This window comes from Streptomyces sp. NPDC006463, assembly GCF_042870715.1.
Lineage (GTDB): Bacteria > Actinomycetota > Actinomycetes > Streptomycetales > Streptomycetaceae > Streptomyces.
In genome coordinates, this window is record NZ_JBIAHP010000001.1 from 323,362 (window position 1) to 346,874 (window position 23,513).

The window sequence follows — 23,513 nt, forward strand, 5'->3', positions numbered from 1 at the left end:
CTGCGCTGTGCTCGTACGACGTGCTGGTTCTGCCGAGGACGGGGCCGCTCTCAGGAGCGCCACGCCTCGATCGGATTGCCCAGCCAGCGGGTGTCGGCGGGGACGGATTCCCCGGCCATCACGAGTGACGCGGGACCCAGTGTGCTGCGGGCCCCGACCGTGCTCCCGGGCAGGACGATTCCGCCCGGGCCCAGGGTGGCGCCCTCACGGAGAACCACAGTATCCGTCCTCAAGATCCGGTCATGGAAGAGGTGTGTCTGCAGCACACAGCCACGGTTCACGCTGACCGCGTCGCCCAGCACCACCAGGTCCGTCTCGGGCAGCCAGTAGCTCTCGCACCACACGCCCCGGCCGATCTGCGCCCCGAGTCCGCGCAGCCACAGGGCCAGCAGCGGCGTACCGGGCACCGATCCGACCATCCACGGCACGGCCAGTACCTCGACGAAGGTGTCGGCCAGCTCGTTGCGCCATACGAAGCCGCTCCACAGGGGGTGCTCCCCCGTCCGGTGCCGGCCCACCAGCAGCCACTTCGCGGTCACGGCGACCGCACAGGCGGCCGCACCGGCGGCGAGCAGGACCGCCCCGGACAGCAGCGCCGCTCCCCAGATCCCCAGGCCGCTCGCCGTGACCAGCGCGCAGAGCGCCGCCACGGTCAGCACCGCCAGCGCGGCCGAGCAGAACACCGGGACGAGCCGGCACAGCTCCACCAGTCCGCGCGCCCACAGCAGCCGCGCGGGTGGGTCGTACGTCCGGCTCCGGTCGGCGTCCGCGGCGGAACGCGGCAGCCGGACCGGCGGCAGGCCCAGGTACGAGCTGCCCTTCTTGGCCTTCTTCGGGGTGGCGGACAGCACGCCGACCAGCCCGTCGTCCGGTACGTTGCGGCCCGGCGCGGTCATTCCGGAGTTGCCGAGGAAGGCCCGGCGGCCGATCTCGGAGTGTCCGATCCGCATCCAGCCGCCGCCCAGTTCGTACGGGGCGGTCAGGGTGTCGTCGGCGAGGAAGGCGCCTTCGCCGACGGTGGTGAGGCTCGGCAGCGCGAGCACGGTGGACACCTCCGCGCCTCGGCCGATCTTCATGCCGAGCAGCCGCAGCCACACCGGTGTGATCAGCCCGGCGTACAGCGGGAAGAAGGTTTCCCGGGACAGGTCCATCAGCTGGGTGACCGTCCAGGCCTGCCAGCCGATCCGGCTGTGCGTCGGATGGGTTCCCGTACGCAGTCCGAGGCTCAGCAGCCGTACGGAGACCAGCAGGAGCAGCGCGTACGCGAACCCGTAGGCCAGCGCCCCGGGCACCACGGCGAGCAGCGCTCCGCGCAGAGCGTCGGCGAGTCCCGCGTCGGCCGGGACGAACCGGCTCAGCACGAGCAGCGCGGGCAGGGTGGCGAGCACGGGCAGGGCCGTGAGGCCGAAGCCGGCCGCCCCGTATGCGGCCCGCCAGAACAGCCCGCGCGGCGGGCGTTCCTTGGGCCAGTTCCGCTTGGCCCTGCCCAGCTTGCCGGCGGGCGCTCCGGCCCAGCGCTGACCGGTGGGAATCTGGCCGACCACGGCGGAGCCGGGTGCCACCTCGGCGCGCTTGCCGACGCGCGCGCCGGGGAAGAGGATGCTGCGGGTGCCGACCACGGCGCCCGCGCCGACCTTGACCGGGCCGATTTCGAGGCGGTCGCCGTCCAGCCAGTGCCCGGAGAGGTCCACCTCGGACTCGACGGCGCAGCCGCGGCCGAGCTTGAGCATGCCCGTGACCGGGGGCAGTGAGTGCAGGTCCACCTCGGGGCCGATCTTGGCACCGAGAGCGCGTGCGTAGCGCTCCAGCCAGGACCCGGTGAGCGAGGTCGCGCCGACGTACTCCGCCAGCCGCTCGGCCGTCCACAGCCTCAGGTGGACGCTTCCGCCGCGGGGGTGACGACCCGCCTTCACCCCGCGCAGCAGCAGGCGGGCGCCGCCGGCCGCGATCGCGAGGCGGCCCGGCGGGCTGAAGAGCAGCACCGCGCCGGCGGCGACGAGCCACCAGGAGGCGGTCGGCGCCCACGGATAGGGCCCGAACAGGTGCAGTACGTTGCCCAGGGCCAGCAGCGCCACGGTCCAGCGCAGGCCGACCAGGGTGAACAGCGGGAGCAGCAGGAGCGACTGGATCACCTTGGACCGCAGCGGGACCGGGGGGATGGTCCGGGCCGCGCCGTCGTCCTGTACGGACTTCTCCAGCCGCCGGGCCAGCTTGCGCAGGGTGGGCTGCTGGTAGATGTCGAGCACCGCCGCGCTCGGGTAGCGGGTGCGCAGGCGGGTGGTGAGCTGGGCGGCGGCGAGGCTGTTCCCGCCGATCGCGAAGAAGTCGTCGGCGGCGCCGGTGACGGCCACTCCGAGGGTCTCGCCCCACTGCTCGGCGAGCCACGCCTCGGTGCCGTACAGCCGTTCGACGGGGCCGGTGGTCTCCAGTTCGGGCAGGGGCCAGGGCAGCGCGTCCCGGTCCACCTTGCCGGAGGTACGGGTCGGCAGGTCGTCGACCGGCGCGAGCAGCGGTACGAGCGCAGCGGGCAGCTCGGCGCGCAGCCGCTCCACGGCTGCCGCGCGGTCCCAGCCCTCCTGGGTGACCAGGTAGCCGACGAGCAGCTGGTTGCCGCTGCGCGCCGTGCGCACGGCGGCGGCGGCGCCGGCGACGCCGGGCAGGGCCTGCAGCGCGGCGTCCACCTCGCCCAGCTCGATCCGGCGGCCGCCCAGCTTGATCTGCTCGTCACCGCGGCCGAGGAAGACCAGCCCCTCCGGTTCCGCGCGGACGAGGTCACCGCTGCGGTAGGCGCGCTCCCAGCCGAGGGATTCCAGTGGGGCGTACTTCTCGGCGTCCTTCTCGGGGTCGAGGTAGCGGGCCAGGCCGACGCCGCCGATCACGAGCTGGCCGCTGCCGCCCATCGGCACCGGCTCACCGGACTCGTCGACCACGGCCAGCTCCCAGCCGTTGAGCGGAAGGCCGATCCGGATCGGTTCCTCACCGGTGAGCAGCGAGGCGCAGGCGACGACGGTGGCCTCGGTGGGGCCGTACGTGTTCCAGACCTCGCGGCCCTCGGTGACCAGGCGCTGGGTCAGCTCGGGCGGGCAGGCCTCGCCGCCGAAGATCAGCAGCCGGACCTCGCCCAGGTCGTCCGGCTCCCAGAGCGCGGCCAGTGTCGGCACCGTGGAAACCACGGTGATCTCCTGTTCCACCAGCCAGGGACCGAGGTCGGCGCCGCTGCGCACCTGGGAGCGGGGTACGGGCACGAGGCAGGCGCCGTGGCGCCAGGCCAGCCACATCTCCTCGCAGGAGGCGTCGAAGGCTACGGACAGTCCGGCCATGACCCGGTCGCCGGGTGCGATCGGCTCCTCGGCGAGGAACAGCGCGGCTTCGGCGTCCACGAAGGCGGCGGCGCTGCGATGGCTGACGGCGACGCCCTTGGGCTTGCCGGTGGAGCCGGAGGTGAAGATGATCCAGGCGTCGTGCTCGGGGCCGGGCCGCGCGGCCGAAGAGGTACGGCCGTCCGCGTGGCCGTCGGTGTCGATGCGCGCTCCGACGCCCAGCACGGCCCGTACACCGGCCTCGCCGAAGACCAGCTCGGCGCGCTCGTCCGGGTCCTCGGCGTCGACGGGCACGTAGGCGGCACCTGCGGCGAGGACGGCGAGGATGGCCACGTACAACTCGTTGGTTCCGGACGGCACGCGTACGCCGACCCGGTCACCGAGCCCCACTCCGGCGGCCGCGAGGGCGCGCCGCCGGCGCTCGACCTCGACGGCCAGTGTCCGGTAGGTCAGCCTGGCGGAGCCGTCGTCCAGGGCGAGCTCGTCGGGATACTCCCGTACGGAGGCCTCGAAGATGTCGACGAGGGTGCGCGGCGGGGCGGCGGGCCCGGCGGACAGCCGGGCGGACTTGCCGGACTCCTCCTGCGCCTCCGCGTACGTCTCCTCGAACGTCTCCTCGCGCGTCTCACCGTCGTCGAGCAGGGTGAGTTCACCACGTTCAGGTGTGGCTGCCATCGGCCCTCGTGTCTCGTTTCCGGAAAACCTCCGGGTCGCCGGGCGGAGCCCGGGTTTGCCCAGGTTGTTCCGGTCCAGCGCCAAACAGCCCTCCAGTCTAGTGCGTCGTCAAGGATTTTCCGGTTGAACCCTTGCGCGTGGCTGGGAAGGGACGGTAATGCGCATCGCCTAATCTGCCGAGAACTGACATCTCAGGAGGAAAGGGCAATGTCATGCCTTCCCGGCTCAATCCTTACATCAGCTTCGACGGCAACGCCCGCCAAGCCATGGAGTTCTACAAGGGGACGTTCGGCGGCACCCTGACGCTGAACACCTACGGTGACTTCGGCGGCCAGGAGGCCGGGAACGCAGGGGAGGCCGCCGAAAGGATCATGCACGGCATGCTCGAGACGGACAGCGGCTTCACCCTGATGGCTGCCGACAACCCGCCTGGAACGACGCACGAGCCCGGGAACAACATCGCGGTGAGTCTGAGCGGGGACGACGCCGGCGAACTGCGCGGTTACTGGGACAGTCTCTCCGCCGACGGCACGGTCGCGGTCCCGCTGGACAAGCAGATGTGGGGCGACGTCTTCGGCATGTGCACGGACCGCTTCGGCATCACCTGGATGGTCAACATCAGCGCGCAGCAGGCCTGATTCGACATGCGGGCGGTCCCGCGGGTCGGAAGACTGGAGACATGGCAGACAAGGCAGCGCTTGAAGGCGGCCCGGACGACCTGCGCGAGCGGATCGTCCCGGCTCCCGCCCCCGGAGAAGACCTGAAGATCCCGCACCTCGGCGGATACGAGCACTTCAGGCCCACGTCGCGGCACCGCGCCGGACCGGAGGGCGAGCTGCCCGTGTACGAGTGGTGGGAACGGACGGAGATCGCCGAGTAGAGCGGTGACCGCGTCGTGCACCCGCCCGCTGCACGGGCGGCACGCGCCGCCACAGTGCGCGGCACGGTCGGCGCCCGGACCGGCTCCTCGTGAACGGCTGGCCCGACCGGAGCCGTTGGAGGACGCCGAGGACCGTGGGGGCCGAGCCTCGCGGCCGGTCGCTCGCGCCGGAGCTACGGTGAGGAAGTCCCCCGCCCTGCGACCTGCAGATGAGGCTGACAGCTGTGTCGACGTCGAGCCATGAACTCTTTGGTGCACCGTGCTGGGTCAGCCTGATGACTCGGGATCTGGATGCCGCCCGGCGGTTCTACGGCGCCGTGCTGGGCTGGGAATTCCGCAGCACGCGCATCGGTGACGGTTTCACGGTCGCCCTGCGCGACGGAGCTCCCGTCGCGGGCATGGGCGCACTGGCCGAGGGCCTCAGTGTGCCCGTGGCGTGGACGCCGTACTTCGCCGTCGACGACGCCGATGCCACCGCCGCCCGCATCCGCGAACGCGGCGCCACCATGGCCGTCGGCCCTCTCGCCTTCGGCACCGGGCGGGCCGCCCTGGCCGCGGACCCCGCCGGGGCCGTCTTCGGCTTCTGGCAGGGCGAGGTCATCCCGGACTGGGCCGTGGGCCGGGGAAGCGCTCCGGCGTGGCTGGAACTGCGTACGCGCGACGCGTTCGCCGCGGCCATCTTCTACGGCGAGGTCCTCGACTGGGCCGCCGAGCGGCCCGGCTCGTGCACCGTCTCCTACGAGCACGACCACGTCGTGCTGCGGCACGGTCACGAAACCGTGGCGCGCATCAACGGTGGCGCGCTGGAGGAGGCCCCCGACCCGCTGGTCCGCCCCCGCTGGCACGTCCACTTCCACGTACCCGATCTGGAGGATGCGACGGACGCCGCCACCGCACTGGGCGGCCGGATCGCCGGTCCCGTCCGTACGACAAGTGCCGACCGCTCGGTGACCCTCAGCGACCCCGAGGGCGCCCTCTTCACCGTGATGAGCCCTCAGCGTCCTTCGGCGTGAGGCCTTGTCTTGGTCCCGGCCGGAATCACGTGGTCACGGACCTGGTTGGGACAGATGTCGATACTTCTCCGGGAGGCGGTCCCATGATCCAGGTATCCATACCGCTGATCCCCGCCGCCGACGGCGTCCTGCTGATACCCGCCGGCCAGGTCACCGAGCTGCTGCGCCGCCTCTCGGCCGACTGGCTGTACTCCACCGACTCCGGAGAGATGCGGGGCGATCCACAGACCGTGCTCGACCTGGCGGGCGTGCTGGACCAGCTCGCCGATCAGATCGACGTCGAATGCATCGCGCTCGCCTCGGGCTCGCACCCGTAGACCCGACCCGTTGCAGTCAGTACACGAGCTTGTACACCACGTCCTTCGCGACCGGGGACGGCGCGGTGTCGGTGTAGACGAGCCGGATCAAAGTAAAGCGCTGGACGTCGTCGCGTTCGGGCCAGGGCTCCGGTTTGCTCAGGGTCACCGTCACCGGGTAGGGGTGGAAACGGCCCGCGGCGCAGTAGGGGCGGCAGTCGTTCACCATGTCGGTGCCGGTGGCCGTCGCGGTCCGCTGCCCCCAGGTGTCCCAGCGCAGCCCCACGAGGCGGTTGTTGCCGTCCCCGCATGCCAGCAGGTACTCCTCCGGGCGCACCTGGGCCTTGTCGAAGCAGTCGGCGACCACGACCGTTCCCGGCCTCGGGGTCGGCGTCGGTGCGGCCCCCGGCTGAGCGGAGGCCGGAACGGCGGCCACTACCAGGGCCGCTGCCGCGCACAACAACGTGGCCTTCCGCACCCTGGAGCGGGGTACGCGTGCGAGTCGGCCGTCTCCTGAAGTCACCACGAGACCCTCCTCGTCTGCCTGTCCCACCGTCCACGCTGCTCGGCCATGCCCAGCTTCCCCCATCCGGGCGGACCGCGCACCCGCTGGAGCGGCGGCGCCCTCACGAACTCCGGAGTCGCCTCGCGAACCCGGCAGCCGCCTCGCGGCGCGGGCGTCAGCGGGTGAGCGCCGTCGCGACGAGCGGGTAGTCCAGCACCAGCCCGTCGTCGTCGAACTCGACGTCGCTGCGGAAGTCGCCTGACTCGTAGCGAATGCGCGCGCCGTGCTCGGCACGGGCGATGTGCGTGTACGTCTGCCGGTTCGCGCTGACGTCGAGGCCGGGGACGGAGACCCAGGCCATCAGGAAGTGGTGCGGGTCGGTTCCGGGTTGCCGGTGGAGGCCGTGACGGAGCACGGGCATGGTGTTGGTCAGCGGGCACAGGCCCAGGTCGCAGTCGAGAGCGCCGTCGAGATCGGGCCGGTACTCGCCGTCCGCCGTCCAACGGCCCGCTTCGTTGCGCAGGTCCAGCGTCCTGGCCGATGCCGCCGTCTCGACCGTGACGTGCAGGCGCGAGGTCACGTACGCGTCGGTGGTCTCCAGCGAGTACGTCACCCAGTACGGCTCGGGGACCAGGCCCACGGACCGCCCGCGCGCGGCGAGGCGGCTGCCTGTGAGGCCGAGCCAGGCCGTCGAGTACCCCCTGTCGGGGAAGATCTCCCAGGTGCGCGCGAGGTGACGAGTACTCATACGGGCGAGCCTACGTCGCGACGCCGTCCGCGTACGGGAACGCAGCGCCCGGCCGCTCCCCCGCACGGTGTGCGCGGGGCGCGCCGCAACCGGTGCCGGGCCGGTCGGAGAAGCGATGATGGTCGCATGAACGAACACCGGTTCACCCTCGACTACGGCGACGCGACGGTCACTCCCGACGAGCGGCGCCCACCCGTCTCCCGCCACCGACTTCGCTTCGAGAACGTAAAGGGCGAGGGCTGTACCGCTCCTGAGAGCGGTACCCGGCGGGCCGCACCGGATCTCGCCGTCGTCACCTGCGCGTGCGGTCTCGGCACCGACCCGCTCGCGAGCGACGACGCGCGGCTCCTGTACGAGGAGCACCGCAACCTGATCCGCGACGAGATCACCGCCGGGGGCCGATCCTGACCGGCCGTCCGCTCGGCCGGCCGGTGCGCCGGACGGGCACCGGTCACTGCACGGCGAAACCGTGTGGGTGGGCGGGGTCGCCGGGGCAGGCGAAGATGTTGAGCTTGCCGTAGTTGCCGACGGCGACCCCGGTCGGGCGGTTCGAGTCGATCCGGAGGCCGGCCCCGGCCTCCTGCACCGGCCGCCAGCTGATGCTGTCGGAGCGCCACTCGTACGTATCGATCGTCAGGAGCAGCTCCATCCCGTGACCGCAGCCGCGGCAGTCCATCGTCCCGGGGCCCGTGACGTTCCACGCGGGGTGCCCGCCGGCCTTCCAGCCGGGGGCGATGGACAGGTCGCTCTGGTAGCTCGGCCATGCGCGGGAGTCCTCGTCCGCCTCGTGGGAGGCCTCCTCGTACGCGGCCTCCTCCTGGGCGTCTTCCCATTCCTCGACGCGCTCGCCGAGCTCTCCGGTCAGCAGCTCGATGTACGGGTACTCGGTGACCCGCTCGGGGTGCAGCACACACGGGTTCGGCACGTAGCCGTCGAAGCCGACGACCGTCGCCTGCGGCTGCTCCGCCAAGGCCTCGCGGACCTCTGCGGACCGGCGCCAGCGCAGCCGCACGTGCATGCCGTGGCCCGTGGGCCCGTGGCTGTCGAAGGGGCACCAGAACACCTGGAGCAGATCGCAGCCGTCGGGACCGGCGGGCAGGTCCGGGGCGTCCCGGCGGTAGAGCTGGGCGACGGCGAGCAGCGGCCCGCTGTGCTCGTGCGGCTCGTCGCATGCCGGCCACGGCTCGTCGGCGGGCCACAGCAGTGGCCCCCCGACGTGGCTGTCGCCCGTCCCCGGGGAACCGGCGCGGGGGTGCAGCCGCGTTGCCGTACCGCGGTGGGCGGCCAGATCCGGGAACAGGGCCTCGACGTCCAGCGGACGCGGCGGGGTGGTGAGGGTCATGGGGCAGAACCTACAAGGGCCTCCGGCTGCCGGACGGGGGCGGGCGCGGCCCGTCCCGGCGCGTAGCCCCATGGCTCGCGCTCCCACCCGTTAATCTCCGGTGCTGTTCCGTTTTGCCGACATATGGGGTGTGCGTTGCGTCGTCTCACAGTTGCCCTTGCCCTGCTGGCGGCCCTCGGATCCGGCTCGTTCCTCGGCCAGCAGGCCGCATCGGCCGACCGCACGGTCCCGGGCCACGGCCGGGGGACGAACATCCTGGTCGTCGGCATCGACAGCCGCGCCGGCCTCTCCTCCGCCGAGAAGCGCAGGCTCCACGTGGGCGGCAAGGGATGCAACTGCACCGACGTGATGATGCTCGTGCACCTGTCCCAGGACCTTCGGCGGGCGAGCGTCGTCTCCATCCCCCGCGACTCCTACGTCGAGTACGCCGGTACGGCGGGCACCACCGGCCGGACCGGCCCGCCCCGCCTCGGCAAGATCAACGGCGCGTACGCGCTCGGCGGCGGCCCGCTGACGGTGCGGACCGTCGAGAAGGTCACCGGTCTGCGCGTCGACCACTACCTGGAGACGGGCTTCACCGGCTTCGAGCAGGCCGTCGACAACCTCGGCGGCGCGACCGTGTGCACGGACAGGCCCCTCCAGGACGAGAACTCAGGTCTCGACATCGGCGCCGGTGTCCACCACACCGACGGGAACCACACTCTGCGCTACGTCCGGGCCCGGCACGTCAACCAGCGGCCCGGGGACCTCGGCCGAGTCCGGCGCCAGCAGCGCGTGGTCACCGGACTGCTGACCCGGCTCACCGCCGAGGGCGCGCTGGACGGCCCCGTGAACACGGCGCGCACCGCCCGGGCCCTGCTGAAGTCCGTACGCACCGACGAGGGCACCGACCTTCGGGACCTGGTCCGCATCGGCTGGGCGCTCGGCCGGCTGCGTGCGGACCGTACCGAGTTCGCGACCGTGCCGATCAGGCTCTTCGACCACCGCGTACCCGGTGTGGGCTCCACGCTGGTGTGGGACGAGCCGCGATCCGCGGCGCTCTGGGAGGCGCTGGGCGCGGACCGTCCCATCACCGGCGACACCCGCATCCAGCCCGTCCCGGAGACCCCCGCTCCGACCAACCCGGCCGGGATCAAAGTCCGTGTGGACGACACCGCGGTGGCCGCGGCGCTGCGCGGCAGCGGGTTCGCCGTCACCGACACCTCGCGGTCCGCGCCGGCGGTACGTCCCGCCGGGCCGCCCGTCATCAGCTACCCGGCGGGCCTGGAGGAGGACGCCGCCACCCTCGCGGCCGCCCTGCCCGGCTCCCGCCTGCGAGCGGTCCCGAAGGGCGACAAGTTCTTCGACGTGACGGTCGGAACCGATCCCGTCCGGGTCAAGACCGTCACCTACGACCGCAACGTCGCCGACGGCGCCCCCGTCACCGCCGAACACCTCCGCTGCGCCGGGACACCTGCCCGGCCGGAACCCGCGACCGACACTCAGACGGGGTGAGTGGCGAAGAGCTCCACGTGACCGCAACGCTGACAGCGGAAGGCCTCTATCTGCCGGCGAGGCCTCCCCAGCCGCTTCGCCCCGCCGAACAACCCGCGCTCCAAGGGCCCGGCGATCCACCGGGCATAGCCGCGAGCCCCCTCGCCGCTGTCCTCCACGAACCCGGGCTCAAGCCCGACGGCCCCGCAGTACGTACACCTCACATCACTCACCGCACGAGTGTACGAACACCCCGCCCCTGCCCGGCGGGGAAGTCACGATGACGTTGCGTCGCCGGCGCGGACGATGCCTTCCAGTTCCTTCTCGATCCACGCCCGTTCGGCCTCGCACGCCCGATGGGAGCGGATGTTCTCCACGACGGCCCAGCCTCGGGCGCCGTCGGGGGCGGCGAGTTCGACCAGGCGGTGGTCGAGGTGGCCCGTGATCATCACCGCCATCAGGGACAGGTACTCGCACCGCAGATCGGGGGCGAGGTCGCTCTCTCCGGGGATCTCCAGGACGGGCCGCCGGCCGTCTCCCAGCAGGGCGCAGGTGATCTGGACCGCACGGATGAGCGCTTCGAACCGCTCCCCGTTCAGCCGCGCCCGCAGGTCCTCCAGGTAGGCGCCGAGGACCTCGGCCCCACAGTCGTCGTCCAGGTCTGCCGGATCGGACTCGCGCATGTTCCACCCCTGCCCGGACTGCCGTGTCCACCCGCAGTGTAGGCGGCGCCGGGCACTTCAACGGCGCTCTTCGGCCACCCGCCCACCCCTCCGCGTTCCCGGCCGCTTCCGGACCCGCACAGCCCGTCCCGTATGCGAACAGGGCCGTTGCTCGCATGAGTTCGGACCGGGCGGGAGCAACAACCCCTGCATGCACCGTGATGCACCGTTTCCGGCGTACGCACCAGTGGCCGGAAGAGGCCTACGGCCGGCCCTGCGGCGCGCGGGTTCGCCACCAACTCCCCTTCCGAGGACGGCCGGCGCTCCCCGCCGACACCCGTCCGGACGCCCGGCACGGCACCAACTATGCCCTTTGCATATTCTGGGCGAATACACTTTCGGAATTTTCCGGATCAATTCAGCGTCTCCACTCGCCCTACATTGACAGTGCGCTCCGCCCTGAGAGTTAATTACTTCATGGGTGGCTTGATGTGGTCGTGCGTCGGCGGAATCTGGTCGCTCCGCGATCGGTTCATTCCAGGAGCCGCAGCGTGCCGCTGCGACGAAGGTGCAGCAGAGGGGGTGCGCTCGGAAGCGTCGCGACAATCGCGATCGCGAATTGAGCGGGTATTGGCGAAGTAGACTCTTTACGGGGGATCAATGACCCAGCTCAACTCTTTCTCTGTTCCCGATTTCCACCTTCCGTTCGGGAACTCCAAGCATCCTCAGGCCGCACAGGCCAACGCCGAGGCCACCTCGTGGGTAGTCCGGCACGAACTCGTCACCGACGCCGTCGAGCAGTTCGCGGGGATCGGATTCGGCCACCTCGCGGGCCGGGTGAGCGGCGAGGTCCCGTACGAGAGGATCGTCCTGCTCGCCGAGTGGATGGCCTGGTCGTTCGTCCTGGACGACCAGCACGACCACCTCATCCGAACTGGTGAGGTGGCTGCCTGGACACCCGTCGCCGCAGCGATCACCGGGTACCTGGAGACGGGAAGGACCGGCAGCGCGTCGTCGCCGGCCAATCCGCTGGTGACCGGGTTCATCGACCTCTGCGACCGCATCCTGGCCGGGATGTCCGAGGGCACCGCGGCCCGCTACCGCTCCCATGTGCCGCTCATGCTGCGGTCCTTGGACCAGGAGGCGGGCAACCGCGGGCCCGGAGGGCGCCCCGCGGTCCAGGACTACATACTCATGCGCCGGCACAGTTCCCAGATGCTGCCGATGATGGACATGGTGGAGGCCGGGCTGGGCATCGACCTGCCGCAACGCATCCACGACCTCCCCGAGTTCCAGGAGGTCGTGGCGAGCGCCGTGGACGTCATCTCGTGGGGGAACGACGTGTTCTCGCTGCCGAAGGAGCACTCCTGCGGCGACAACAACAACCTCGTCTCCCTCATCTCCTCCTGGGAGCGGTGCTCGCTTCCCGACGCGGTCCGCGCGGTCGAGGACCGCATCCAGGTGCGCATAGACGAGTTCCTGGCCGCGCAACGGCGCCTGCTCCAGGCCTTGGACACCCGCGGGGAGACGGACCCGTCGCTGCGCGCCGCGGTGTCCCGGTGCGTGCGGAGCTACGAAGACTGGATGATCGGCGCGGATCTGTGGCAGCGTTACGAGTGCACGCGGTACAACGACGAACGGTTCGCGGCCGGGCTGGAGTCCGAGTACATCCGCCCGGGCCTGGTTTCGGTGGCATGACAGGGAGTCGGTCCATGGAGCAAGCGAAACACGCCGGCCCCGTCGTCAACGCCCCAGTCGTTCCGGGGCGGTTACCGCTCCTGGGTCACGCCCTGCAACTGTGGCGGCAGCCGATCGCGTTCCTGGAGTCCTTGCGGGACCACGGCGAGGTCGTGCGGCTCGACATCGGCACGTGGCCCGTCCACGTCCTCACGAGCCCGGACCACGTCCACGCCGTACTGGTCCAGCAGGCGCAGCGGTTCGGCCGCGGCCGGGTCTTCGACCGGCTCCGCCCGATGTTCGGCAACGGCATCGTGACGACCGACGGCGAGTTCCACCGCAAACAGCGCCGGATGATCCAGCCTGCCTTCCACCGGAACCACATCGCCGAGTACACCGAGGTGATGTGCCGGCAGGCGGAGGCGATGTCCGCGTCGTGGACGGCGGGCCGCGAAGTCTCGATGGTCACCGAGACCCGCCAGTACGCGTTGTCCTCGGTCGCCGAGATGATCTTCTCCGGGGACCTGAGCCGGCCCGCCGTCGCCGAGGTGCACCGCTCGCTGCCCGTCGTGCTGGAGGGCATGCTCCTGCGTGCGGTCATGCCCAAGTCCCTGGACCGGCTGCCGATCCCGCTCAACCGGCGGTTCGACACGGCCGCCGCCCGCCTGCGCCAGATCATCGACCAGGTGATCGCGCAGTACGGTACGGCGGACGGGACGGATGCCGCGGAGGAGGACCGTCACGACCTGCTCTCACTGCTCCTGTCCAGTGTGGACGCCGAAACGGGCGCGACGATGGGCGCCGAGCAGGTACGGGACGAGGCGATCGCCATCATGTTCTCCGGTACGGAGACCTCGGCGACCACCTTGGCCTGGATCTTCCACGAACTCGGCCGTCACCCCGAGGTGGAGAAGCGCGTGCACGCCGAGGTCGACGCGGTGGTGGGCGACCGCCCCGTCCGCCCGGCCGACCTCTGCGAACTGAAGTACACGAACCGCGTGTTCCAGGAGGCGCTGCGCCTGCACTCGCCCCTGCTCTTCACCCGGCGCGCCCTGGTTCCGGTCACCCTCGGCGGCGTCTCGATCCCGGCCGGAGCGGAAATCGCGTACAGCCCCTACGCGTTGCACCGGGACCCCGCGCTCTTCCCCGATCCGACGACTTTCGATCCGGACCGCTGGCGGGAGGGGGCGGAGCGGCCGCGCGATCACAGGTACGTGCCGTTCGGCGCCGGTCAGCACAAGTGCATCGGCGACTCGTTCGCGGTGGCGGAGATCCTCACCGCGGTGGCCAGCGTGGTGTCCCGCTGGCACTTGACCCCCGCGCCGGGTGTCACGGTGCGCGAGGTTCCCGCGGGAATCCCCCAGCCCAGCGAACTGCCCATGATTCCCGTCGCACGCCGTTGACTGAATCCGATCGGACGCGACCGATTCCGAGTGGATTCTCGCCAACTCTCCCACATCGCACGGCAATGAAGTCGACCAAGGGTACAGCAATGCCCCCGTACGAGTGGCAAGATACCCCAATATCATCTTTACTCGGCAACATCTTGGCCCCGAGCCGTACACTCGGCCGCACGCGCATGAGGGGGCAAGAATGTCACACGGCACGGAATCGCGGGGATGGGCTTCCCAGCCTCCGCTCGAAAGAGAAACCGAAATCCTGGCGATCCACCGCGCGGTGGACGATCTCTGCGGCGCCTCGGACAGCGGTGCTGTCACTCGCCGCGGGGGCGTACTGACTTTCGCGGGATCGGCCGGCATCGGCAAGACCACCCTGCTGACCGAGGCCCGTCGGCACGCCGCCGAACGCGGCTGCACCGTGCTGTTCGCGCGTGGCGGCGAGCAGGAGAAGCAGGTGCCGTTCCACGTGATGCGGCAGCTCATACAGCCGACGTTCGCCGCCATGGGCCAGGACGAACGCCTCGACGTCCTCGGCAACTGGTACAGCATCGTCGCCCCGGCGCTCGGCCTGACCGCCGCCCCGAACGGCCCGACGGCGCCCGACCCGCAGGGCGTTCGCGACGGCCTGGACTGGGTCGTCACCCACTTGACGGTACGCAGCGCCCCCGTCGTCCTGGTCCTGGACGACGCGCACTGGGCGGACGCGGAATCGCTGGCATGGCTGACCGCCTTCGCGGCGCGTGCCGAAGAACTGGCCATGCTCATCATGGTGGCCTGCCGACCGGACGAGATCCCCGCCGACGCCGCCCCGCTGCGTGCCCTGATGGGGCGCCAGGGGACACGCCCGCACGAACTGGCTCCCCTCACCACGAGCGCCGTGGCGCGCATCGTGCGCGACGCTCTCGGTGAGAGCGCCGACGACGTGTTCTGCCGGGAGTGCTGGGCGATCACCGGCGGAAACCCGTTCGAAGTGGTCGAGTTGGCCATGAAGGGCCGCGACCGCGGGCTGAAGCCGCACCAGGACAGCATCCCCCAGCTGCGCGATCTGGCCTCCGCCGTCAAGGGCAGCGGACTGATCGACCGCCTCGAACAGCTCGGACCGTCCACCGTCCGGCTCGCCTGGGCGGCCGCGGTCCTGGGCACGGCGGTCCCGACCGGCATCGTCGGAAGCGTCGCGGCGCTCGGCGAGGCGCAGACCGCCGACGCCATCGACCAACTGCGCTCCGCGCGCATCCTGACGGTTCTCACCAGCGTGCGGCGCCAAGAGGTCGTCGAGTTCTTCCACCCTCTCATCGCCACCGCGGTGTACCGGTCGATTCCGCCCGGTGTCCGCGTCGCCATGCACGGCATGGCCGCGCAGGCCCTGGTCGACGACGGGCACGGCTCCGCTGCCGCGGCCCGTCACCTGCTGGAGATGCACCCCGAGGGTGACCCCTGGGTGGTGCAGCAGCTGCGCCAGGCCGCGCGCGACAGCTTCTCCGCGGGAGCGCCCGATGCCGCACGGCGCTATCTGGCGCGGGCGCTGCGCGAACCGCCGGACGTGGAGGACCGGGCCGAGGTGCTCTTCGAACTCGGCTCCGCCAACCTCCTGCACGATCCCGTCACCACCATCAACCAGCTCAGGACCGCCCTGGAAGAGCCCAAGACCGAACAGGGCCTGCGGGAAGCGATCACGTACCGGCTCGCGCAGGCCCTCGCCCACACGGGCCAGCTGGCGGAGGCCGCCGGACTGCTCGCCGACGAGGCCCGCCGTGCCACGAGCTCCCGGACCCGGCTGCGCATGCAGGCCGAGCAGTTCAAGTGGAACTCGGTCCGGGTGGACGAGGAGAACTCACCTGCCCGCTCCCGGCTCCTCGCCCAGTTCGCCAAGCGGCTCACCGGCCGGGGTCTGGCCGAGCGGCACATCCTCGGCCTGCGGGCCTGGGACGCCGCCATGCGCGGCGAACCCTCGGCCACCGCCCTGGAGTTCGCGGAGCAGGCGCTGGACGGGGGCTTGAGCTGGACCGACCAGGACTTCGGCTTCGAGGTTCCGGCCGTCGTGGCGGTCACCCTCATGTACTGCGACCAGCCGGGCCGCGCCGAGGAGCTCTTCAACACCGGCATCATCGAGTTCGAGGCCAAGGGCTGGCGCGGGGCGCACCTGTCGTTCGTCTACACCCTGCTGTGGCCTACGTCCGCTTCCGGCGCGGACGCCTCGCCGAGGCCGAGGACCTCGTACGCACCGGCCTGCAGATCGCCGACCGCGTCGGACAGGGCACCCCGGCGCAGTGGTACGCGATCGGCACCCTCATCGAGACGCTGCTCGCACGCGGGAACGTCACCGAGGCCAAGCAGGTCGCCCGTACCTACAAACTGGCGGAGGGCTTCCCCAACGCCGTCGTCTACCCGGACCCCCAGGCCGTGTGGGGCAAGCTCCTCCTGGCCCAAGGCAGGATCAAGGAGGCGGAACAGCACCTCGCCGCGGCGGGCAAGCGGCTGGACCTGCGCGGTACGCGCAACCCCTCGTGGTGTCCCTGGCAGCTGGACCTGGCCCTCGCACAGCTCACCCACGACACCGGTCTGGCACGCGCCACGGCTGCCGAAGCCGTGTCACGCGCCCGCGCTTTCGGAGCGTCCAGCACGATCGGTCACGCCCTGCGCGTCTCGGCGGCGACCACGGACCCGTCCCAGGCGGTGTCCCTGTTGCAGGAGGCGGTGGACCACCTGGAGCAGTCCCCCGCCGCCTGCGAACTCGCCCACGCGCTCGTCGACCACGGCACCGCCCTGCACGCCATCGGTGATCCGCACCAGGCGGCCCAGCAGCTCTACCGGGGCATGGAGACGGCCGCGGCCTGCGGCGCCGACGCCCTGGCGAGCCGTGCCCGCGCCCAGCTGGCCTCGGCGGGGCTGCGGCCGCGCCGTCTGCACACCTCCGAGCAGGACACGCTGACGGTCGCGGAGAACACGGCCGCGCGGCACGCCGCGCTCGGCCTGGACAACTCGGAGATCGCCAAGGAGATGCGCACCGACGTCCAAGGGGTCTCGGAGCTGCTCTCGGCGGTCTTCACCAAGCTGGGCACCGACCGGCTCGGACTCCGCAGGGCCCTGGGAATCTGACGCCCGTCCGCGCCACGCGGGCCGCTGCGCATGCCGCAGCGGCCCGCGCGGCGTTCCGGGCGTGCACGCCGGGTCCGGGCCGCGCCGGCCCCGGGGGGATACTGGTCCACCCCGCTCCTCCCGGTGATCGGCGGGGCCGCCTTGGACCGCGACCCGGCCGGCTCCCGGACCAGTCGTTTCGACTAGGGTCGACGGGACAGCGCACCACCCCGCCACGCACGACCACGAGGAGCAGCAGTGAGCCAGCCGGCGTCCACCGCCCTGCAGCAGGAGATCGCCCTGGAACTCCAGGTGACGCAGACCTTCGACGCCCAGCAGGAGATCGAGCGCCGCGTGACCTTCCTCACCGAGCGGCTCACCTCCACCGGCCTGCGCTCCCTGGTGCTCGGGATCAGCGGCGGCGTGGACTCCACCACCGCCGGCCGGCTCTGCCAGCTCGCCGTGGAGCGGGCCCGCGCGGCCGGCCACGACGCGACCTTCTACGCCATGCGGCTCCCGTACGGCGTCCAGGCCGACGAGAAGGACGCCCAGCTCGCCCTCGGCTTCATCCAGGCGGACCGGGTGCTGACCGTGGACGTCAAGCCCGCGAGCGATGCCGCGCTGGAGACCGTGCTGGCCGGGGGCACCGTCTTCCGTGACGCCCACCACCAGGACTTCGTGCAGGGCAACATCAAGGCCCGCCAGCGCATGATCGCCCAGTACGCGGTGGCGGGCGCGCACGACGGCCTGGTCGTCGGCACCGACCACGCGGCCGAGGCGGTGTCCGGCTTCTTCACCAAGTTCGGCGACGGCGCGGCCGACCTGGTCCCGCTGACCGGCCTGACCAAGCGCCGGGTACGGGCCGTCGCCGACGTGCTGGGCGCCCCCACCGAGCTGGTCTGGAAGACCCCCACGGCGGACCTGGAGACCCTCGACCCGGGCAAGGCCGACGAGGACGCGCTCGGGGTCACGTACGACGACATCGACGACTTCCTGGAAGGCAAGCCGGTCGGTGAGCGGGCCTTCGACACGATCGTGCGCCGCTACCGCCTCACCGAGCACAAGCGTCAGCTGCCGGTCGCGCCGTAGCGGACCGCGGTGTGTCACGCCGCCGGCGTCCGGCGGCGTGGCGGGGTCGTCTCCATCAGGGCCCACACCCGGCGCCCGTCCGGCCCGGCGTCCGTACCGCAGCTCGAAACACCCGGCACCGCCGCCAGCCGGACGAGGACGTCCTCGTCCGGTTCCGCGGCCGTGTGGCTGAGTACGACGACGAGGAGCATCTCCTCCTGGTCGGCCACGTGCAGGCTGATCCGCTTGCCCGAGTCGGCCACGGCCGCGCCGACGAGCAGCGCCACCGTCTGTTCGACCGGCGCGTCCTCGGGCCGGGTGTAGCCCCAGCCCCGGACGGTCTCCAGGACCCGGGCGACGGCCTTCTTCGCGGCCCAACGGTCGCCTGTGAGCGACCAGTTGGCGACGCGCCGGTTGCGGATGGCCATACGGGTGCGAGCGAGGGCGGCGGTCCTCCGCCCGCCGGGCGGGGGCAGTTGGAGGCTCGTCACCCCCTTCGGTTTCGTCGCGGGCTGCGGCCGCGGAGCCTCGACCGGCTTCTTCTGCGGCGGCGGTGTCCTCGGCGGGTGCGACGGCGGCAGCTTCGGGCCCTTCTCCTCCATCTGCTCTTCCACTGCGGCCTCCTCGTCGCGCGCGTGCACAGGGACGTCCCCGTCCATCTACCCATCCTGGCAGAGCCGAGTGCTTTCTTAGCGGAACGTTAGATCTGGGTGGCGGACCTTGTCCGGGTGCGGTGGCAGACGGATGCTCTGGGAGCTTGCCCGCCGCCGGAGCGCGCCGGGGCATTCCCCCGTCCCTCAGCAGGGACTTCCGTCTGGAGCCGCCATGACCTCGTCCGCCGCCATGCCCGCACCGCCGCTCGGGGAGGAGCGCGGGAAGCGCCGCCTCGCTCTGATCGGCGGGTCGCTCGGCAACCTCGTCGAGTGGTACGACTGGTTCGTCTACGCCAGCTTCGCGATCTACTTCGCCGATTCCTTCTTCCCCGGCGACAACCCGACCACACAGCTGATGAACACGGCGGGGATCTTCGCCGTGGGCTTCCTGATGCGTCCTGTCGGCGGGTGGGTCCTCGGCCGCGCCGCCGACCGGCACGGGCGAAAGAGCGCGCTCACGCTCACCGTCACGATGATGTCGGTGGCCGCCCTGCTGATCGCGGTCGCCCCGACCTACGGTCAGGCCGGCTACTTCGGCGCTCTGGTGCTGCTCCTCGCGCGCCTGCTCCAGGGCATGAGCATCGGCGGCGAGTACGCGGCCAGCGCCACGTATCTCACCGAGGCGTCGGCCCGCAACCGGCGCGGCCTGGGCTCGTCCTTCCAGTACGTGTCGATGACCTGCGGGCAGCTGCTCGGTCTGGGCATCCTCATCACGTTGCAGCACACGCTGACCACCGCCCAGTTGGAGAGCTGGGGCTGGCGGATCCCGTTCGTCGTCGGGGCGTTGTTCGCGGTGGTCGTCTTCTGGCTGCGGCGGCGGCTTCAGGAGACCGACGCGTTCAAGGAGGAGTCGTCGGGCGAGGACGCTCACGACGAGAGCACGCGCGGCACGCTCAAGGTCCTGTGGCAGCACCGGCGGCAGGCGGGCCTGGTCATGGCGCTCACCCTCGGCGGCACCGTCGCGTACTACACGTACACCACCTACCTCACCAAGTACCTGGTCGGGAGCGCGGGCATGGCGAAGACGACCGCCACACTGGTCAGCTTCACCGCTCTGACCCTCTTCGCGGTGCTGCAGCCCTTCGCCGGGATGCTGTCCGACCGGATCGGCCGTCGTCCCCTGCTGATCACCTTCGCGGTGGGCTGCACCGTCGGCACGTACCCCATCATGACCGCCCTCGGATCGGCCTCCTCGTACTGGTCCGCGCTGGGGCTGTCCCTGCTGGCCCTGGTGATCGTCACCGGCTACACCTCGATCAACGCGGCGGTCAAGGCCGAGCTGTTCCCGACCCGGGTGCGCGCACTGGGCGTGGCGCTGCCGTACGCGTTCGCCAACGCGCTCTTCGGCGGCACGGCGGAGTACGTGGCCCTGTGGTTCAAGAGCAGTGGCCACGAGAAGATGTTCTTCTGGTACGTGTCCGGGTGCGCGTTCATCTCCCTCGTCACCTACGTCCTGATGCCGGACACGCGCAATGCCGCGCTCAGCCGCGCCGAGGCGGACGAGGACGCCGACGCCGGCCGGAAACAGCCCTCGACGGCTCCCGTAAGCTGATGCCCCGGGTCACAGGTGGCGAGGGAACTGTCTATGCACGCGCTTCTCGTCGAGGACGACGACCGGATGGCCCAGGCCCTCGGCACCGCCCTCGCCCAGCGCGGGCACACCGTCCGCAGGGTGGGCCGCGCCCTGGACGCCCTTCGGTTCGTCCGCGAAGCCGAGTTCGTCCTGCTCGATCTGGGACTGCCCGACCTTGACGGGCTCGATCTGCTGCGTCGGCTGCGTACCGTCTGCGATGCGCCGCTGATCGTGGTGACCGCGCGCTGCGAGGAGCGCGACATCGTGCAAGGGCTGCGGGCGGGGGCCGACGACTACGTCGTCAAACCGTTCCGGATGGCCGAGCTGATGGCCCGCATCGACACCGTACGGCGCCGGACGGGCGCCTCGTCCGGCCGGTTCGAAGCCCACCCGGCCGACTCCGCCGCCACCGCGGGGCGGCCCGTGCGGAGCGGGGACGTCGAGGTCGACCTGGCGGGCCGTACGGTCACGGTGGCGGGCGTCGAAGTCCGGCTGACCCGCCGGGAGTTCGACGTCCTCGCCTTCCTCGCCGCCCGCCCGGACGAAGTGCATTCCCGGGAGGAGATCCTGGACCGGATCTGGGGTGACGCCTTCCTCGCGGCCTCCCGCTCACTGGACGTCCACGTGGCGGGCATCCGCGCCAAGACGGGCCGGGCCGGCCTGGTGCGCACCGTCCGCGGGTTCGGCTACCAGCTCGGCGCCGTGGCAGCGGGGGACGACGAGCGGTGAGACGCAGGCTGCTCGCCGTGCTGATGGTGCTCATGGGGGCCGCGGCGCTGCTGCTCTGCGTCCCCCTGGCCGACGCGTACGCGCGAGGACGGACCGAGCACCTGCTGCTGCAACGGCGTTCGGAAGCGGCGAGGTTCGCCGATCTCGCCGACCGGATGCGCACCGAAGCCGACCGGTCGGAGCTGTCCGCCGAGATCGGCCGGTACGCCCAGCTGTACGGAACCGGGGTGGTCGTGGTCGACACGACGGGAGCGACGGTCGCGCGGGCCGGAACAAGGCCCTTCACCGACGCGGCGGACGCCCTCGGCCGCGCCCTCACGGGCCGCTCGACCGACCGGCTGCCCACCGTGCGCCCCTGGGGTCCGCCGACCGTCGTGCTCGCCGAGCCGGTGGGCCGGGACGAGCGGGTCAGCGGGGCGGTCCTGCTGGCCGTACCCACCGACGCCGCCCGCGGGGACGTGACGGTCCGCTGGTCGCTCATCGCCGCCGGGGCGGCCGCCGCCTTCGCGGCCGCGGCCCTGGTCGCGGCCGGCATCGCGCGCTGGCTGATGAGGCCGGTCCTCGATCTGGACCGGGCGGTGGAGGGGCTGACCGCCGGCAGCCTCCAGGCCCGCGCCGTCTCCGGCACCGGACCGCCGGAACTGCGCCGTCTGCGCCGGCACTTCAACACCATGGCGGAGGCCATGGCCGACTCCATCGGCCGCCAGCGCGACTTCGTCGCCGACGCCTCCCACCAGCTGCGCAATCCACTGGCCACGCTGGTGTTGCAGCTGGAGAACGTCGAACCGCACATCGCCCCGGGTCCCGGCCGGGCCGAGCACGCGCGCGCCCTGGACGAGGCGGAACGTCTGGAGGAGCTGCTCGACGGCCTGCTGGCCCTGGCGCGGGTGGAGTCCGCCACGGCGGAGCTGACGGACCAGGACGTATCGCGGGCGGTACGGGAACGGGTGACGGCCTGGACTCCGGTCTTCGGCCACGCCGGAGTGGAACTGACGGCCACCGGGCTCCCGGACGGCCTGCGGGCCCGCGCCCTGCCGGACGCGGCGGGCCGGATCCTGGACGCGGTCCTCGACAACGCCGTCAAGTTCGTACCGCGCGACGGCCGCGTCGAGGTCCGCGCCACGCACGGGGCGGACGGGACGGCCGTGGTACGGGTGAGCGACGACGGCCCGGGGGTGCCCCAGGACCAATTGCCCCTGCTGCTCAGGCGGTTCACCCGCTCCCCCGAGCACCAGAACGTGCACGGCAGCGGACTGGGGCTGGCCATCGCCGACGAGATCGCCCGCATCAGCGGCGGCCGGCTCGACGTCGGCGCCAACACCCCGCACGGCCTCGTCGTGGAACTCCGGCTCCCGCCCCCGTGACCCGCCGATCAGCCGTACACCGACCGGTAGTGCGCCGCCGCCCCGGGGTGGAGCGGCACCTGCCCGGTCGAGATGGCGAACCGGGGCTCCAGCCGCGCCCCCGCCGTCACCTCCCGCAGCAGGTCACGCCACCGCTCGAACACCACCTGGAGCAGTTCGCGCACGGCACTGTCCGGAACGTCGTCACGGGCCAGGAGGTAATTGCCGACCCCGACGGTTCCCACCGGCGCCGTCAGCCCGTACACCGCGGCCGGAAGCGAGACCTCCGTATAGACCGGGCCATAGCGCTCCCGCAAGGCGCCCACGTAGCCGTCCAGCGGCAGGAACCGCACCGGCAGCTCGCGGGCCAGACCCGACAGCGCGGGCGTGGGCACACCTCCCGACCAGAACAGCGCGTCGACGGCTCCTTCGCGCAGCGCACTCGCCGAGGCGGCGAGGCTCAGTTGCCGGGGGGCCGCCGGCGAGGGGCCGTCGTTCAGCCCGGCCGCCTGCAGCACCCTCCCGGCCACCACCTGCACCCCCGACCCCGCCGCACCTGCCGCGACCGGACGGCCTGCGAGCTGCTGGACCGACGTCACCGGCCCGTCCGCCGGGACGAGCAGGTGGGTGTAGTTCACGTAGACCCGGGCCAGCGCCGACACCGCGACCGGACGGGGGAACGGCTCACGCCCCAGCACCGCGTCCTCGGCCACGTCCGCCATGGCCAGGGCCAGGTCGACCGAGCCCTCGTCCAGCTCGCGCAGGTTGTTCACGCTCGCCGCGGTGCTCACCGGAACGATCTCCAGCCGACGGCCGCTCGCGGCGACGGCCTGCGCCAGGGCCTTCCCGAAGGCGTTGTAAGGCCCTCCCTCCGGCCCCGTGGCGAGTCGCAGTCGCCGCACGGGAGCGGGGCCCGCCGAGCATCCGGCCGCCAGCGCCCCCGCGAACACCTGGAGCCCGGCGCCCATCACACGTCGGCGGCTCAACTCTGCGCTGGTCACGGCGGAAGCCTAACCAGCGCCCCGCAGGTTCCGTACGTATCCGGGGGGCGCCGTTCCGACCACCGCTCACGCCCGCCTAC

22 protein-coding genes and 1 pseudogene are annotated in these 23,513 nt (G+C 71.8%); 14 read left to right on the forward strand and 9 right to left on the reverse strand.

Annotated features, from left to right (window positions below):
• Nucleotides 1-50: 50 nt before the first annotated feature.
• On the reverse strand, nucleotides 51-3,995 hold the full coding sequence (locus ACFYOB_RS01580) for a Pls/PosA family non-ribosomal peptide synthetase (protein ID WP_388552952.1): 3,945 nt from the start codon (nucleotides 3,993-3,995) through the stop codon (nucleotides 51-53).
• Between the two features lie 212 nt (nucleotides 3,996-4,207).
• Here ACFYOB_RS01580 and ACFYOB_RS01585 point away from each other — a divergent pair, with 212 nt between their 5' ends.
• From ACFYOB_RS01585 to ACFYOB_RS01600, 4 genes are all read left to right on the forward strand, one after another.
• The gene (locus tag ACFYOB_RS01585; RefSeq protein ID WP_388552955.1) at nucleotides 4,208-4,633 is read left to right on the forward strand and encodes a VOC family protein; all 426 of its coding nucleotides are present in this window, start codon (nucleotides 4,208-4,210) and stop codon (nucleotides 4,631-4,633) included.
• 41 nt (nucleotides 4,634-4,674) lie between these two features.
• Nucleotides 4,675-4,875, forward strand: coding sequence for a DUF5988 family protein (locus tag ACFYOB_RS01590; RefSeq protein ID WP_328929475.1), 201 nt, complete (start codon nucleotides 4,675-4,677; stop codon nucleotides 4,873-4,875).
• A 275-nt stretch (nucleotides 4,876-5,150) separates the two neighbouring features.
• Nucleotides 5,151-5,888: a VOC family protein gene (locus ACFYOB_RS01595; protein WP_388552958.1), complete on the forward strand. Its 738-nt coding sequence runs from the start codon at nucleotides 5,151-5,153 to the stop codon at nucleotides 5,886-5,888.
• Between the two features lie 83 nt (nucleotides 5,889-5,971).
• Nucleotides 5,972-6,205, forward strand: a complete 234-nt coding sequence (locus ACFYOB_RS01600; protein ID WP_388552961.1) for a DUF6213 family protein — start codon at nucleotides 5,972-5,974, stop codon at nucleotides 6,203-6,205.
• Between the two features lie 16 nt (nucleotides 6,206-6,221).
• On the opposite strand, the gene ACFYOB_RS01605 is transcribed toward ACFYOB_RS01600, so the two are convergent.
• Both ACFYOB_RS01605 and ACFYOB_RS01610 read right to left on the reverse strand, forming a co-directional pair.
• A complete protein-coding gene (locus ACFYOB_RS01605) occupies nucleotides 6,222-6,710 on the reverse strand; it encodes a hypothetical protein (RefSeq protein ID WP_388552964.1) in 489 nt (162 codons plus the stop codon).
• Between the two features lie 154 nt (nucleotides 6,711-6,864).
• A complete protein-coding gene (locus ACFYOB_RS01610) occupies nucleotides 6,865-7,437 on the reverse strand; it encodes a putative glycolipid-binding domain-containing protein (protein WP_388552967.1) in 573 nt (190 codons plus the stop codon).
• Nucleotides 7,438-7,563: 126 nt separating this feature from the next.
• Between ACFYOB_RS01610 and ACFYOB_RS01615 the strand changes: the two genes are divergently transcribed.
• Nucleotides 7,564-7,845: a hypothetical protein gene (locus tag ACFYOB_RS01615; RefSeq protein WP_388552970.1), complete on the forward strand. Its 282-nt coding sequence runs from the start codon at nucleotides 7,564-7,566 to the stop codon at nucleotides 7,843-7,845.
• Nucleotides 7,846-7,888: 43 nt separating this feature from the next.
• Here the strand turns inward: ACFYOB_RS01615 and ACFYOB_RS01620 are convergent, their stop codons facing one another.
• Nucleotides 7,889-8,779: a hypothetical protein gene (locus ACFYOB_RS01620; RefSeq protein ID WP_388552972.1), complete on the reverse strand. Its 891-nt coding sequence runs from the start codon at nucleotides 8,777-8,779 to the stop codon at nucleotides 7,889-7,891.
• A gap of 135 nt (nucleotides 8,780-8,914) precedes the next feature.
• On the opposite strand from ACFYOB_RS01620, the gene ACFYOB_RS01625 reads away from it, so the two are divergent.
• Entirely contained in the window at nucleotides 8,915-10,273 is a 1,359-nt protein-coding gene (locus ACFYOB_RS01625; protein ID WP_388552975.1) for an LCP family protein, read from the forward strand.
• On the opposite strand, the gene ACFYOB_RS01630 is transcribed toward ACFYOB_RS01625, so the two are convergent.
• Together ACFYOB_RS01630 and ACFYOB_RS01635 are read right to left on the reverse strand one after the other, a co-directional pair.
• Nucleotides 10,261-10,485, reverse strand: coding sequence for a hypothetical protein (locus ACFYOB_RS01630; protein ID WP_388552978.1), 225 nt, complete (start codon nucleotides 10,483-10,485; stop codon nucleotides 10,261-10,263). The genes ACFYOB_RS01625 and ACFYOB_RS01630 overlap by 13 nt on opposite strands.
• Before the next feature lie 42 nt (nucleotides 10,486-10,527).
• A complete protein-coding gene (locus tag ACFYOB_RS01635; protein WP_388552981.1) occupies nucleotides 10,528-10,935 on the reverse strand; it encodes a hypothetical protein in 408 nt (135 codons plus the stop codon).
• A 639-nt stretch (nucleotides 10,936-11,574) separates the two neighbouring features.
• Here ACFYOB_RS01635 and ACFYOB_RS01640 point away from each other — a divergent pair.
• From ACFYOB_RS01640 to ACFYOB_RS01650, 3 genes and pseudogenes are all read left to right on the forward strand, one after another.
• Entirely contained in the window at nucleotides 11,575-12,612 is a 1,038-nt protein-coding gene (locus ACFYOB_RS01640) for a lyase (protein ID WP_388552984.1), read from the forward strand.
• 14 nt (nucleotides 12,613-12,626) lie between these two features.
• Nucleotides 12,627-13,994, forward strand: a complete 1,368-nt coding sequence (locus ACFYOB_RS01645; protein WP_388552987.1) for a cytochrome P450 — start codon at nucleotides 12,627-12,629, stop codon at nucleotides 13,992-13,994.
• Between the two features lie 190 nt (nucleotides 13,995-14,184).
• Nucleotides 14,185-14,685, forward strand: a pseudogene (locus tag ACFYOB_RS01650) (AAA family ATPase); the annotation flags it as partial.
• A gap of 1,137 nt (nucleotides 14,686-15,822) precedes the next feature.
• Here ACFYOB_RS01650 and ACFYOB_RS01655 read toward each other — a convergent pair.
• A complete protein-coding gene (locus ACFYOB_RS01655) occupies nucleotides 15,823-16,131 on the reverse strand; it encodes a hypothetical protein (RefSeq protein WP_388554060.1) in 309 nt (102 codons plus the stop codon).
• Nucleotides 16,132-16,154: 23 nt separating this feature from the next.
• On the opposite strand from ACFYOB_RS01655, the gene ACFYOB_RS01660 reads away from it, so the two are divergent.
• Both ACFYOB_RS01660 and nadE read left to right on the forward strand, forming a co-directional pair.
• Nucleotides 16,155-17,087, forward strand: a complete 933-nt coding sequence (locus tag ACFYOB_RS01660) for a hypothetical protein (RefSeq protein ID WP_388554063.1) — start codon at nucleotides 16,155-16,157, stop codon at nucleotides 17,085-17,087.
• 237 nt (nucleotides 17,088-17,324) lie between these two features.
• Entirely contained in the window at nucleotides 17,325-18,155 is an 831-nt protein-coding gene (gene nadE, locus ACFYOB_RS01665) for an ammonia-dependent NAD(+) synthetase (protein WP_388552990.1), read from the forward strand.
• Nucleotides 18,156-18,169: 14 nt separating this feature from the next.
• Here the strand turns inward: nadE and ACFYOB_RS01670 are convergent, their stop codons facing one another.
• Entirely contained in the window at nucleotides 18,170-18,793 is a 624-nt protein-coding gene (locus ACFYOB_RS01670) for a hypothetical protein (RefSeq protein WP_388552993.1), read from the reverse strand.
• Between the two features lie 184 nt (nucleotides 18,794-18,977).
• On the opposite strand from ACFYOB_RS01670, the gene ACFYOB_RS01675 reads away from it, so the two are divergent.
• From ACFYOB_RS01675 to ACFYOB_RS01685, 3 genes are read left to right on the forward strand one after another with little or no spacing between them, the layout of a single operon-like run.
• Nucleotides 18,978-20,339 carry an MFS transporter gene (locus ACFYOB_RS01675; RefSeq protein WP_388553988.1) on the forward strand — a complete coding sequence of 454 codons (1,362 nt, stop codon included), beginning with the start codon at nucleotides 18,978-18,980 and terminating at the stop codon, nucleotides 20,337-20,339.
• 33 nt (nucleotides 20,340-20,372) lie between these two features.
• Nucleotides 20,373-21,089, forward strand: coding sequence for a response regulator transcription factor (locus tag ACFYOB_RS01680; RefSeq protein WP_388552996.1), 717 nt, complete (start codon nucleotides 20,373-20,375; stop codon nucleotides 21,087-21,089).
• On the forward strand, nucleotides 21,086-22,453 hold the full coding sequence (locus tag ACFYOB_RS01685) for an ATP-binding protein (RefSeq protein WP_388552999.1): 1,368 nt from the start codon (nucleotides 21,086-21,088) through the stop codon (nucleotides 22,451-22,453). Before ACFYOB_RS01680 ends, ACFYOB_RS01685 begins: the two co-directional genes overlap by 4 nt.
• 8 nt (nucleotides 22,454-22,461) lie before the next feature.
• On the opposite strand, the gene ACFYOB_RS01690 is transcribed toward ACFYOB_RS01685, so the two are convergent.
• The gene (locus tag ACFYOB_RS01690; RefSeq protein ID WP_388553001.1) at nucleotides 22,462-23,433 is read right to left on the reverse strand and encodes a TAXI family TRAP transporter solute-binding subunit; all 972 of its coding nucleotides are present in this window, start codon (nucleotides 23,431-23,433) and stop codon (nucleotides 22,462-22,464) included.
• Between the last annotated feature and the right edge of the window lie 80 nt (nucleotides 23,434-23,513).

Excerpts from the sequence above, each read along its gene's own strand:
- ACFYOB_RS01675 (WP_388553988.1), top strand. The coding sequence starts at position 18,978 with ATGCCCGCACCGCCGCTCGGGGAGGAGCGCGGGAAGCGCCGCCTCGCT.
- ACFYOB_RS01600 (WP_388552961.1), top strand. The coding sequence starts at position 5,972 with ATGATCCAGGTATCCATACCGCTGATCCCCGCCGCCGACGGCGTCCTG.
- ACFYOB_RS01640 (WP_388552984.1), top strand. The coding sequence starts at position 11,575 with ATGACCCAGCTCAACTCTTTCTCTGTTCCCGATTTCCACCTTCCGTTC.
- ACFYOB_RS01680 (WP_388552996.1), top strand. The coding sequence starts at position 20,373 with ATGCACGCGCTTCTCGTCGAGGACGACGACCGGATGGCCCAGGCCCTC.
- ACFYOB_RS01615 (WP_388552970.1), top strand. The coding sequence starts at position 7,564 with ATGAACGAACACCGGTTCACCCTCGACTACGGCGACGCGACGGTCACT.
- ACFYOB_RS01585 (WP_388552955.1), top strand. The coding sequence starts at position 4,208 with ATGCCTTCCCGGCTCAATCCTTACATCAGCTTCGACGGCAACGCCCGC.
- ACFYOB_RS01635 (WP_388552981.1), bottom strand. The coding sequence starts at position 10,935 with ATGCGCGAGTCCGATCCGGCAGACCTGGACGACGACTGTGGGGCCGAG.
- ACFYOB_RS01610 (WP_388552967.1), bottom strand. The coding sequence starts at position 7,437 with ATGAGTACTCGTCACCTCGCGCGCACCTGGGAGATCTTCCCCGACAGG.
- ACFYOB_RS01595 (WP_388552958.1), top strand. The coding sequence starts at position 5,151 with ATGACTCGGGATCTGGATGCCGCCCGGCGGTTCTACGGCGCCGTGCTG.
- ACFYOB_RS01670 (WP_388552993.1), bottom strand. The coding sequence starts at position 18,793 with ATGGACGGGGACGTCCCTGTGCACGCGCGCGACGAGGAGGCCGCAGTG.
- ACFYOB_RS01645 (WP_388552987.1), top strand. The coding sequence starts at position 12,627 with ATGGAGCAAGCGAAACACGCCGGCCCCGTCGTCAACGCCCCAGTCGTT.
- ACFYOB_RS01580 (WP_388552952.1), bottom strand. The coding sequence starts at position 3,995 with ATGGCAGCCACACCTGAACGTGGTGAACTCACCCTGCTCGACGACGGT.
- ACFYOB_RS01620 (WP_388552972.1), bottom strand. The coding sequence starts at position 8,779 with ATGACCCTCACCACCCCGCCGCGTCCGCTGGACGTCGAGGCCCTGTTC.
- ACFYOB_RS01590 (WP_328929475.1), top strand. The coding sequence starts at position 4,675 with ATGGCAGACAAGGCAGCGCTTGAAGGCGGCCCGGACGACCTGCGCGAG.